14 protein-coding genes are annotated in these 11,943 nt (G+C 44.9%); 12 read left to right on the top strand and 2 right to left on the bottom strand.

Annotated features, from left to right (window positions below; genetic code table 11):
• Positions 1-121: 121 nt before the first annotated feature.
• From BLW29_RS22105 to BLW29_RS22085, 5 genes are all read left to right on the top strand, one after another.
• Complete coding sequence (locus BLW29_RS22105) at positions 122-622, top strand: LURP-one-related/scramblase family protein (protein WP_090983638.1); 501 nt, start codon at positions 122-124, stop codon at positions 620-622.
• A 259-nt stretch (positions 623-881) separates the two neighbouring features.
• Positions 882-1,148 carry a CD3324 family protein gene (locus tag BLW29_RS22100; protein WP_090983636.1) on the top strand — a complete coding sequence of 89 codons (267 nt, stop codon included), beginning with the start codon at positions 882-884 and terminating at the stop codon, positions 1,146-1,148.
• A gap of 205 nt (positions 1,149-1,353) precedes the next feature.
• Complete coding sequence (locus tag BLW29_RS22095) at positions 1,354-2,763, top strand: MFS transporter (protein ID WP_177186763.1); 1,410 nt, start codon at positions 1,354-1,356, stop codon at positions 2,761-2,763.
• Between the two features lie 162 nt (positions 2,764-2,925).
• Positions 2,926-4,512: a spore germination protein gene (locus BLW29_RS22090; RefSeq protein WP_090983634.1), complete on the top strand. Its 1,587-nt coding sequence runs from the start codon at positions 2,926-2,928 to the stop codon at positions 4,510-4,512.
• A 31-nt stretch (positions 4,513-4,543) separates the two neighbouring features.
• Positions 4,544-5,722, top strand: coding sequence for a Ger(x)C family spore germination protein (locus BLW29_RS22085; RefSeq protein WP_090983632.1), 1,179 nt, complete (start codon positions 4,544-4,546; stop codon positions 5,720-5,722).
• Between the two features lie 215 nt (positions 5,723-5,937).
• On the opposite strand, the gene BLW29_RS22075 is transcribed toward BLW29_RS22085, so the two are convergent.
• Positions 5,938-7,044, bottom strand: coding sequence for a GerAB/ArcD/ProY family transporter (locus BLW29_RS22075; protein ID WP_177186762.1), 1,107 nt, complete (start codon positions 7,042-7,044; stop codon positions 5,938-5,940).
• 158 nt (positions 7,045-7,202) lie between these two features.
• Here BLW29_RS22075 and BLW29_RS22070 point away from each other — a divergent pair, with 158 nt between their 5' ends.
• From BLW29_RS22070 to BLW29_RS31890, 7 genes are all read left to right on the top strand, one after another.
• Positions 7,203-7,775 (top strand): TetR/AcrR family transcriptional regulator, encoded by a 573-nt coding sequence (locus tag BLW29_RS22070; RefSeq protein WP_090983626.1) that lies wholly within the window; start codon positions 7,203-7,205, stop codon positions 7,773-7,775.
• A gap of 104 nt (positions 7,776-7,879) precedes the next feature.
• Positions 7,880-8,203 carry an NIPSNAP family protein gene (locus tag BLW29_RS22065; protein ID WP_090983624.1) on the top strand — a complete coding sequence of 108 codons (324 nt, stop codon included), beginning with the start codon at positions 7,880-7,882 and terminating at the stop codon, positions 8,201-8,203.
• A gap of 167 nt (positions 8,204-8,370) precedes the next feature.
• Complete coding sequence (locus BLW29_RS22060; protein WP_090983622.1) at positions 8,371-9,108, top strand: SDR family NAD(P)-dependent oxidoreductase; 738 nt, start codon at positions 8,371-8,373, stop codon at positions 9,106-9,108.
• An 86-nt stretch (positions 9,109-9,194) separates the two neighbouring features.
• Positions 9,195-9,746: an NAD(P)H-dependent oxidoreductase gene (locus BLW29_RS22055; protein ID WP_090983619.1), complete on the top strand. Its 552-nt coding sequence runs from the start codon at positions 9,195-9,197 to the stop codon at positions 9,744-9,746.
• Complete coding sequence (locus BLW29_RS22050; RefSeq protein WP_090983617.1) at positions 9,743-10,381, top strand: DsbA family oxidoreductase; 639 nt, start codon at positions 9,743-9,745, stop codon at positions 10,379-10,381. Before BLW29_RS22055 ends, BLW29_RS22050 begins: the two co-directional genes overlap by 4 nt.
• 14 nt (positions 10,382-10,395) lie before the next feature.
• Complete coding sequence (locus BLW29_RS22045; RefSeq protein WP_090983615.1) at positions 10,396-10,632, top strand: tautomerase family protein; 237 nt, start codon at positions 10,396-10,398, stop codon at positions 10,630-10,632.
• A gap of 192 nt (positions 10,633-10,824) precedes the next feature.
• Positions 10,825-11,313: a WGxxGxxG family protein gene (locus BLW29_RS31890; protein WP_090983613.1), complete on the top strand. Its 489-nt coding sequence runs from the start codon at positions 10,825-10,827 to the stop codon at positions 11,311-11,313.
• Positions 11,314-11,376: 63 nt separating this feature from the next.
• Here the strand turns inward: BLW29_RS31890 and BLW29_RS22035 are convergent, their stop codons facing one another.
• Positions 11,377-11,751, bottom strand: coding sequence for a hypothetical protein (locus BLW29_RS22035; RefSeq protein WP_090983611.1), 375 nt, complete (start codon positions 11,749-11,751; stop codon positions 11,377-11,379).
• Positions 11,752-11,943 lie beyond the last annotated feature (192 nt).

The raw sequence follows: 11,943 nt of genomic DNA, 5'->3' as shown, positions 1-11,943 counted from the left end.
GGCAGCCCATGTTTTGCTTATTCAAGATCATGAAACTGAAACTGCTTGCCGTCCAGGTCCGTATCAGATATCAGATATTGCTATTAAAAATCGCTTTAACGATCAGGAGGAGGCTAGTTCATTGGATTTATATTTCAGAGATAATTTCTTCAATTCCGGTGTTACGGAAATTCTGAACGAACAGGAGGAGAACGTAGGTCATCTGGACTTGAAGAGCGCTTTTGGCTCTGCGATCGAAGTGTACGGGAAGAATAATCAGCTGCTCTGTGCCGGAAGCTTTCCTTTCTTCTCCGGTAAATGGGAGGTTAGCGATGCAAACGGGGAGCAAATAGGCGTACTCAGAAGCCGATTTACTTTCTTTTCTAAGAAATTCACTTATGAAACAAAAGGGAGAGGCAGCTACGAGATCATTTCTCCGGCATTCTCCAAAGAATATGAGATTACCGATGAATCCGGCGCCTTGATCGCTCGTTTTGAGCAAGTTAACGGATGGTTTTCTTCCGGTGCTTTCCAGCTGAACAACCAAAGCGAATATCTGGACTCCTATGAACTTGTAGCCGTAATTATGGGGATGCACGCGATTCAGAAGAAGCAACGAGCGGCAAGCAGCGCGAATACGTAAGAATCGAACATGAAATGACACAACAATTGAAAAATATGGTAAGGTTAGCTTGGGTTGAAAAGCCTGACCTTTTCCAAAGGAGGATCCTCAGCATGAAGAGATTAACGATTAGCTCCCTGCAAAGTTTGAACTATAAACAACGGCGGTTGTTTGTATGGAGCAAGCAATAGATTTCCGCCTTGATTTCTAGAATAAGAAACGTTTATAGTTTAGACTTTGCTCCCTTAAACTTTCAATATATTTAAGGAGCAGAGCGATCATGAAATATGTAAACGCCGATATCGTTTTTCCAGAAGCATTACTTAAAGAAATACAGAAATATGTCCATGGAGGCATGGTCTATGTCCCGACCCCTGACGGATTTCGTAAGAAATGGGGCGAGAATTCAGGGATTAGAAAGCAGCTCAGCCATCGGAACGATGAGATCCGTCATAAGTTTTCGAACGGTCTGTCGATGGAGCAATTATCCGAGCATTATTGTCTTTCCTACGATAGCATTAAGAAAATCATTTATTCGAAAAAATAAGTTGCGATAAAGCCGCGTTGGATTCTTCATCTGATGCGGCTTTTTGTGCTGTCCGATGAATTGGACGACTGGAAAACTTTATTCTTTACTGATCGTTCTCAAAATGATAAGATACATGAAGCAACGGCGAGACAGTTAAAACTTCACGATTAAGAGAATGAGCGTTCCCGAAAAAACACACAATAACAAACAGGAGGTCATATAAATGAGTAAATCAATAACCGGTAATCTACCGCTCGAACAGCTGTCAGCAACTACCGAGAAGAAAACACTGTCCAACGAGCATTACGTTACGTTCATGCTAGGTTTTACAGTCGTATTGGTCATCATGAACACGATGATGTTCAACCTTGCACTTCCTAAGGTCGCCGAACAATTTTCACTCGCGACTTCGACGGCATCTTGGATCGTTACGGGCTATTCAATCGTATTTGCCATATCTTCCATTACGTACAGCAGGCTATCCGACATTTTACCGATTCGCGCTTTGTTTATTGCGGCGCTGCTGTCCATTGGGGGAGGTTCGCTGCTAGGTCTGTTTAGTGACGGATTCGGCATGTTGCTTGTAGCCAGACTTATTCAAGCATCAGGAGCCGGTGCAATTCCTTCGCTCGGCATCGTGCTATTAACCAGATACATTCCATTGACTCGCCGCGGCAGAGCGATGTCGATCATGCTGGCTGCTACTTCACTTGGTCTAGGTCTTGGTCCTGTCATCGGTGGGTCTGTCGTCCAATATTTGGGCTGGCATTTCCTCTTCGTCATTACTGGCGTTACGCTGCTGCTTATTCCGATTTTCCTGCGTATGCTGCCTGCTGAGAAAGCCGCAGGTGGATCATTTGACGTACTTGGCGCATTACTCATCGGGATTGGCACGACTTCACTGCTGTTATTCCTAACATCGAAGAGCTTGTTAGCGCTCGGCGTTGGCATACTTGCAATCTTGTTGTTTGTATGGCGAATTCGCACGGCCAAGAATCCGTTCGTTCTGCCGGTCTTGTTTAGTAATAAATCCTATCTGGCTTTAGCGTCGGTAGCCATTGCAGCTTACATGGTCAGCTTCAGCTTCCTGTTCCTTGCACCGCAAATGCTGTCTCACCTTTACGGTCTGACACCCGGAGCATCCGGATTAGTATTGTTCCCTGGTGCGCTGCTGGCTATGCTTGTTTCGAACCGAGTAGGTCGCATCATTGACCGCTATGGCAATGCGTCGTTGATTCGCTACGTGCCTTGGATGCTTCTCCTCTCTGTTATATTACTTGCGTTATTTGCTACACATTCTTATTACGCCCTTGGTGCGATCTTCATCTTAACAAGCATAAGTTTCACAGCGATTTCCAGTTCGGTTTCGAACGAGATGTCACGATTGCTGCCCAAAGAGCTAGTCGGCTCCGGAATGGGACTGTTTCAATTGATGCAATTCATAAGCGGCGGATTCAGTGTCGCGCTTTCGGCAAGTGCGCTTGCTTGGCAGCGTGATCTCCCTCAAGTAAGAGCATTCGATAATCTGATCTGGGGTATGGTTGTTGTTGCGCTGCTTTCCATTGCCAGTGCGGTGGTATACCGTTGGTACAAGAAGAGAACGACGATGACCGAGATGAACACCGGAAATTAATAAATATGGATTGGATCAAGTCAAAAGCAGCTGACCTGTAATTCTCAGGTTCAGCTGCTTTTTTTGTGCTTGCTCTTAGCTCTATCCTACTCAGCATCAGCATATTTTTGCCCAATAATGGGAAGATAGATATATCTATTTTTCATTGAGGAGGCTTATTCAGTGAAGAGGTTTAGGAAGGGGATACCAGGCCAGCCCGCGTATCCTACGATTCCGGAGGATTACTCAGAAGCTGAAGAGTGCGCCAGTCTTACTTCGGATTTAGAGCAGAATGAATTGCTGTTCAAACGTATCTTCGACAAAGATGCCGATATCGTATTCCGTACTGTCCGTTCAGCTGGCCAGAAACAATGGATTGTCATTTTCTTCTCCTGTTCAATAGAAGAAGAAATGATTGATAAGCATATCCTGCAGCCATTGATCGCTAGAAATAATCAACACGAACAGAGTCAGGTCCAAGCAGAAACATTGGATGATCTCTTCATAACTGCAGCGAAAACGTATGTCACCTCCAGCGTTACTGAAATTGTAAATCACCTATTGGACAGCCATGCGATCGTACTTACCAGAGCGGATAGTCATGCGGTGATGATCAAGGTGAAGGGCTCCAAACAGCGCAGCCTGGAGGAACCTTCTTCTGAGCCGGTTATACGAGGGCCGAGAGATGGATTCATCGAGAGTATATCGACGAACATCGGATTACTAAGAAGCAGGTTGAAAACTCCACGGCTCAAAATGGAGTCTTTAACGATTGGAGAGCTAACTCAAACCACAGTTGTTATGAGTTATATCAATGGCATTGCGAATGAATCGGTTGTAGAGGAAGTTCGAAATCGGGTATCGCGGATTAAGATCGATGGCGTTCTCGATTCTGCGTACATTGAAGAGTATATCGAGGATTCTCCCTATTCTCTGTTCCCGCTCGTACATAGCACAGAACGTCCGGATGTTGTTGCGGCTGAGCTGCTGGAAGGGAAAATCGCCATCCTTGTGGACACGAGTCCATTTGTACTAATCGTTCCCATGACATTCTGGACCGGGATGCAAGCGAGCGAGGATTATTATGTTCGTTGGCCGATTGCGACCTTTGTGCGTTGGATACGGTTTATTTTTATCTTCATCGCCATATTTGCGCCTCCGCTTTATGTTGCGGTAACAACCTTCCATCAAGAAATGATACCGACGAATCTCGTCTTGAGCATAGCGGCCTCAAGAGAATCTGTTCCATTCCCTGCTCTAATTGAAGCTTTCTTGATGGAAGTTATATTCGAGGCATTGCGCGAGGCAGGCATTCGTTTGCCGAAACAGATTGGACAAGCCGTAAGCATCGTTGGTGCACTCGTCATCGGTCAATCTGCCGTGCAGGCGGGTATTATTTCCGCTCCGGTCGTAATTATCGTCTCGATAACCGGCATTGCGGCTTTTACGATTCCGCGATACAGCTTTGCAAACGGCATCCGCTTGCTCCGATTTCCAATGTTATTCTTAGCGGGTACGCTTGGGCTTTACGGCATAGTCCTCGGATTTCTCGGTATCTTACTGCATGTTACATCTCTACGATCGTTTGGCGTTCCGTATTTTGCACCGATTGCGCCGCTTTCCTTCAGTAATCTGAAGGATGTTCTTGTAAGGGCACCAATTTGGGCCAGGACCCATCGTCCGCTTGCAACTGCAAAGAGCCATCCGGTTCGCCAGCCTGAGGGTCAGCAGCCAAGCCCGTCCAGAAGGAAACCGCAATCTGGGCAATAATGAACCGACTTGAAGTAACGGAGAAAGGGACATGAATTTGAAAATGAAACCTATCCTATGCATCGGTCTATTATTCATGGTATTCATCACAAGCGGTTGTTGGGACCGAACGGAAATCAATGACCTTGCATTCATCTTAGGTACGGCTTTTGACGTAACGGAGGAGGGCGAGACGTTGCTATCCTTACAGGTCGCAATTCCCTCTTCCGGTATGGGGGGAAGTGGCCAACAAGAAAGGTTTTTTGTACTGTCTGCTACGGGGAAGAATGCAAACGAAGCCTTCCAGAAGCTTCAGAATCAGAGCTCTCGGAGATTATTCACATCGCATCGCAGCGTTATCTTCATAAGCGAAGCATTCGGCAAACAGGGGATTAACGAGGTTCTAGATGTGTTCACGCACGATCCGCGCCAACGATTGAAAACATACATCATGGTGGTACGAGGGGGACAAGGACAGGAAGTTCTGCGTACGAAATACCCCTTTGAACAAGTGCCGACAGAAGCGGTCAAGGAAATGGAAGCTTTGGGAGGGAATTTAGTGGCCACGCTTAGAGATTTCTTCATAGAAGCCACAAGCGAGGGGATTAACCCGGTTACAGGGGTCATAGAGGAAGACGTGCATTCGACCTCACTCAAAGGAACCAAAAACAAACTATTCAGCCTAATGGGCTCAGCCGTATTCAAGGATTTAAAAGTGGTCGGTTTTCTGGACCAGGAAGAAACAAATGGATTATTGTGGGCTACCAATCGAATGAAGAAAGGAAGAGTCACTACTTATCTTCCACAATACGGAGGGTCGGTAGGGGTCATTATTGACCATTCTAAGCGGAAAATCACTTCGCAAGTAAACGGGGATGCCATTAAAGTCACTATTCAGGTACAAGGACAAGCGAGTTTAGTCGAGAATAACACTCACTTGGATGTAAGCAGACCGAACAACCTTGAGCTTATTCAGAAATCCATGGAGAAATCGGTTGAAATGGAAATCCGAAAACTGCTGGTCAAAGTCCAAAAGATTTATAAAGTTGACAGTATTGGGATTGGACAAGATATCTATCGAAACGATCCGAAGGCTTGGAAACAGCTCAAGAATCAATGGGATCGCAAATACCCCGAGGTTGAAGTTTCGATTCGTGCTGACCTGAGTATTAACGGAGCCGGGATGGCCGGAGCTCCACTGCAATTGAAGGATAAGGAGGTCATGAAATGATCGCGCAAATTGCGGGGTATGTACTTCTCTTATCGGTATGGGCCATTGTGAAAATAAAAGCTCTGCGGAGTCAGCATAAAGTTAAAGAAGCCGCGGTATACGGATGTATACTGGGCCTTTCCGCTCTAGTGGGTTCCCTCTTACTTGCCCGGGTTAAACTGCCGAGCTTCACGGAACCCGCCCGTTTGATCTTCGAACCCATTGGCAAAATACTGCTAAAGCAATGAACGCCGAGTACTTCTTCGAATGGAGTCAATCGTTAATAATAACAATGGCAAGAAGCTGTGGTTGAAGAAACCTAAGAGCGGGAATGTGAAGGAGAGATAGTTCAGCAGCTCTGAACCGTTCTTGAAGATCCACGCAGAGCCAACGAGGGCCATCAAGGATACCGGTAAGACGATTTCGCGATAATTCCGAATACCAAAGAGATGACAGACACAAAGGCACAAGATAAACAAACAAATGGCTACTTTAACAAAACAGCCCATGACCCAAATGGATACAGCAACTGCCTCCAGACGTTCAAATGATCCCGTAATGCCGACATATTGAATGACACTCAAGAAGGAATAGGTCAGTTTGCCTGTCAGGGGTCCCAGTACCGTAATAGTAAGCAATACAATGGCTACAATAATAAGAAAAATGGTGCTAAGTGCGATTAACGAAACTTTGCGTGCTTTATGGGGTTGATTCAGATAGGGATACAGCCAACCTAATATGAATAACTGATTCATAAATCCACCGGCCGGACTAACAGCTCCTTGAAGAACAGGAATAATGCCGTCACCTAAAATCGGCTTTAATTGGTTGAAATCGCCAATGCTCGCGGCCAAGACCAATAGAGGCAGCAAAGAAGCCAAGATGATCACACTAATAAGCTCATTGCATCTTGCGATCACTTCAATTCCGGTAATGACAGCTATCGCACATAGAATCAAGAATGTCAGGCTTCCGACGATATGCGGGCTTTGCGGTAATAACAGCGTGCTTACGAAACCTACGTGCTGCATCGTAATGGTTGTTATGGATATAAACCAATAATAGATATAATTGATTCCGAGTAAAGCCCCCAACCATTTGCCGACGATTTTGGAGCTATACTGGGTAATCGTTAATCCGGGATAACGTTTTCCAAGCGTAATCATGACCCAAACGGAAAGCAATCCGGTTAAGCCGGCAGGGAAGAGGGACAACCATGAATTTTGTTTGCCGAACATGTCCATAATTCCGGGGACCGTCAAGATGATTGTAGAGATGACGAATGTAATCAGTAAAAAGCCGAGCTGGGTTGCAGTGATTTGTTCTCTTGTTTGCACGGTCATTTGCTCATCTTCTCCTAACTGACAATAGTTGTTCCAAGTATTTACAAGGACAGAATGAGATATACAAGTCATAGTCACAACGCGATATGAGAACGATAAGGAATTGCACCTGAAATTTCCGACTTGATTTATTATCTACTAAAAGGTAGAATAACCACATGAGCAAAAACACAAACACAGCAGAAGCCATTTTGGATGCCGCTGAATCCATGGTGATGGAATCCGGCTTTAACGGATTCAGTTACGCACACATCGCCGAGAAAGTTGGAATACGTACCGCAAGTATTCATTACCATTACCCAAGTAAGGAGGATCTGGGAGAAGCGCTGATTAAGCGATATCGAGAAAACTTCAATGCTTTCATTGCCAAAGTCGATGGAGAATCGGCGAACAGTTATGACAAGCTGGTCAAGTTCATTGCATTGTATCGCAGTGGTCCGGCCGACAATTTTCGTACCTGTCTTGGCGTGATGTTATCGACTGATCTAACCTCGTTATCTGATCGAGCACGAGATGGGGTTGCGGAATTTTTTGCAATCAACTTGGATTGGTTATCGCAGGTATTGGAGAATGGTCGACAAGACGGAAACCTTCGATTCGAAGGCGGCGCTGTAATGGAAGCTCATAAATTATTCGCCGCATTGCAAGGTGCACAATTATTAGCTAGAAGCTTCAAGGATATGCAGAGATACGACACGGTTGCTGAAGGCATTCTATCCGCTTTGAAGTAAGAATTGGAGCGGATCTTTTTTAGAGTATTATCTACCTATCAATAGGTCGTAGATAATATAGATCTCCACAGGGCAATCTAAATTTCAGGAGGAGGAATCACGATATGTTGTACGAATTGCGTGTGTATCACATTATGCCAGGCAAAATGCAGGCAATCCAAGCTCGTTTCAGAGATCATGTCATAGAGCTATTCGGTAAACATGGCATGAAAATTACGCATTTCTGGGAAGATGCCGACGCAGAGCATAATCAGCTGTATTATATTGTGGAGCATGAGAATATGGAGCAGCGGAATATTAATTATGAGCAGTTTCGCAATGACCCCGAATGGCTCGAATTGAGAAGTGTTACGGAGGCCGACGGTGCTTTGGTAGCGAAGCAAGAAAGTATCTATATGAAGAATGTAGATTATTTCAAGAATAAATAAAGTGAAAGAAGTGCTTGATATTACCATTGATTTTCTACCTACTAAAAGGTAGAATAAAAACATGAAGAAAAGCAACACACATTTGCTGAAGAGTTAGTAAAGCTTAATGAAGAAGGTTTTAGCATTTCAAATAAACTACCTTTTAATAGGTCAAAGGAGAAAAAACAATGAACATGCAAGGTAAAACAGTCATCATCACTGGTGGAAGCAGCGGAATTGGTAAAGCAGCAGCATTGGAATATGTGAAACGCGGGGCGAATGTAGTGATTAACGGACGCCGAGAGGACACACTAGTTACGGCGGCGCAAGAGATTGATCCTACGGGCACTCAGGTTGCGGCAGTAGCCGGCGATATCTCCGATCCTGGGGTCGCTGATCGTGTAGTAGCAGTAGCATTGACTAAATTCGGACGTGTGGATACGTTGCTCAACAATGCTGGTATCTTCCTTGCAAAGCCATTTACGGAATACACGGATGAGGATTTTGCAAATGTGGTGTCGATCAATATGGGGGGATTCTTCCAGATTACGCGACGTGTTGCAGCTGAAATGCTGAAGACCGGCAGCGGCCATATCGTGAGCATTACAACGAGCCTTGTAGATCAACCGATCGCCGGCGTACCATCAATCTTAGCTTCGCTTACCAAAGGCGGCTTAAACTCCGCTACGAAGTCAATGGCTATCGAATACGCGGATAAGGGAATTCGCGTGAATGCAGTAGCGCCAGGCATTATCAAAACACCGATGCATCCGGAAGAAACGCATGATTTCTTGAATAAGCTGCATCCAATGGGCCATATGGGGGAACAAAGCGACATCGTGGATGCGATCCTTTACTTGGATTCCGCTAAATTTGTAACCGGGGAAATCCTACATGTAGATGGCGGGCAAAATGCAGGCCGTTGATTGAAATTGAAGTCAAGTAATTAGCAATTATCGTGTGACCTTATCAAACAAAACCAAAAAAACCAAACCGAATGGAGATTACAAACATGAAAACACTAGTTATTATTACACATCCAAATATGGAACAATCCCGAGTGAACCGCGCATGGCGCGAAGAATTGCAAAAGCACAGCGAAATCACAATTCATGAGTTGTATAAAGAGTACCCAGACGAGAATATCGATGTTGCGAAGGAACAAGCGCTGATCGAAGCACATGACCGCATCATATTCCAATATCCGTTGTTCTGGTACAGCACACCTACACTATTGAAAAGATGGTTTGATACGGTCTTGCAATATGGCTGGGCATTTGGACCGGATGGCACCAAAACAGCAGGGAAAGAAATTGGCGCTGCCATTTCCACTTACGGTTCTGAAGCATCGTACCAACATGACGGCTCAAATAAATACACGCTGGAAGAAATCTTACGGCCAATCGACGCACTTGCGGGCTTTATCGGCGCAAAATACTTGCCACACTTTGCACTAAGCGATGTGTCCAATCTCACTGATGAGCGCTTGGCGCAAAGCACAGTCGATTATATTCGTCATATCAAAACGGTTCAACCCGTTAAACAAGCGGTGGCAGCAAAGTGAACCAAGTAATCATAGATGTTTATTTCGATACGATATGCCCATGGTGCCGCATGGGAACAACGAGTCTGCTAACAGCAATAGAGCAATTGCCGGAAGACACGAAAGCAACGATTCGCTGGCATGCGTTTCAGCTTAACCCAGATATTCGGCCCGAAGGTGAAGATTATCGCAAAGTGATGATCGGACGATTAGGCGGTACTGCACAATTCGAAGCAAGAATGAAGCAGTACAACACAACAGGTGCGCTGTTTGGCCTTAACTATAATATGGACCTTGTGAAATATACGCCGAATACGGTTAAATCCCATCAATTAGTTGCGATTACGCCTGAGCATCTGCAAGTGCAGCTGATTGAAGCGCTATCCACGGCTTATTTTGAAGAAGGAATAGACATCGGGAATGTGGATGAGCTTGTTAGCATCGCACTCGCCTCGAAGGTAACAGATGATGCCGACGAGTTAAAGAAACGACTGCTGAGCGGCGAAGGCATCGAGAAGGTTGAAGCCGGACAACGTAATGCTCAGAAGCTGGGCGTTAGGGGAGTACCGTACTTTATCATTAACGAGAAAGTCAGTCTTTCCGGACTGAAGTCACCTGATGAATTTCTGGATGTCATTAAACAAACGATCTCTTAAGGGGGTGCATCATCATGCCAATCGTAACAATCCAAGTGACTAAAGAAGGTACAGCGCCAGACCGGCAGTCCGTCACGGCAGAGGAGAAAGCAGCTCTGATTAAAGGGGCAAGCGAGCTCATGCTAAACGTCCTTCATAAGCCTTTCGAATCGACCTTCGTTGTCATCGAAGAGGTTGACACCGACAATTGGGGCTGGGGTGGACTACCTGCTCTAGAGTATCGCCAGCAGCTGGCTGCTAAGAAGAAATAATTCACCATAATCCGAAACGAGTTGCAAACCCAGTGCTTGCTCAGCACTGGGTTTGCTGCGTTTATATCACTTCCTGACTATTCCTTAGACGGGTTACCAGCAGAAAGCAAGGATGGAGTGGCTAGATCAAGGAGAAACCATACATGTAGCTTCTTTTCTTGAAGTAAATAAACTTCTGGAGGTTGTGAATCCGTGAGAAAAGCAATCGCAAGTGCTGCTGTATGTGTCACTTTGTCTGCTATGCTTGCAATTCCAGCTATGGCACACACTTCTTCGATGAGCAATGTCAATACGAACCAAAGTCATTCGAGTATGTATGGAAACGGAAATTATAGTGGGACACCTGGCGCTACCGGTACACCGGATATATATGGCATTCCAGGTACGCCGAGATCATCTATGGACATGAATATGAACAACATAAACAATACGAACAGATCGAGGAGCTATAGCAGTAATTATGGTAGCGGCTATGGCAACAATAATGGCACTATGAGTCCGTATAGAACGATGACTAACAAAACAATTTCCGGTGGTGCTGGACTGACAAACGCAAATAACTTCCGGGCCACTGCAGTCGATACGACTGATAATGATTTCGATTGGGGATGGCTAGGCTTGCTTGGATTACTCGGTCTTGCCGGATTACGAAGTCGTTCAGGAGAGCGTGACCGAGCTTAATATGTGTTGGCTTGTATTAAAGGAGGCTACCGTAGCGGTAGCCTTTTTAATGCGATCAGAAGATTAAATAACTGCGGGACTAAGACCCGAAATAATGTTAAGTTCCGGGATCGTAAAGATTTGATCTTCAACTAAGTTCCCGAACTCATTAATTCCGGTAACGGTCAGCAAAGCATCGGACAAGGATAGATCGACTTGAACTTCAAAAGCAACATTCCCTGCAATAAAAAACTCACGTACATCAAAAGAATCCGCAGCTACGACATACGAAGTAAGATAACCGGTATAGAATACGCTGGAATCGACGGAAGCGTAAATTTCAATCATCACTGTAACGGGGCTTTGCAGATTTAAATTTCTTGTACTGACAACGATATTAGAAGCAGCTGTACCAAAATCTCTTGTATTCGTTACTATTCCTGTAGAATAGGTAGGCATAGTATTTCACTCCTTTCTTAGTAAGACATGCTCTATTCTATGGGGAAATGAGTTATTAGTTCCAGTTTGTGGAAAATAAAGAAGCTGCATCTTAAAATGCAGCTTCTTTTCACATTAAGAATAAGTAAACAAATCAGATACGAGAACCACGTGATGAAGTCTAACCTATCATTCGATACTACCTATTAACTA

The sequence above is a fragment of the Paenibacillus sp. CF384 genome, from assembly GCF_900106745.1.
Classification (GTDB): Bacteria; Bacillota; Bacilli; order Paenibacillales; family Paenibacillaceae; genus Paenibacillus_Z.
Note: the sequence above shows the minus strand (reverse complement) of the source record. Positions and strands in the feature narration are given on the sequence as shown.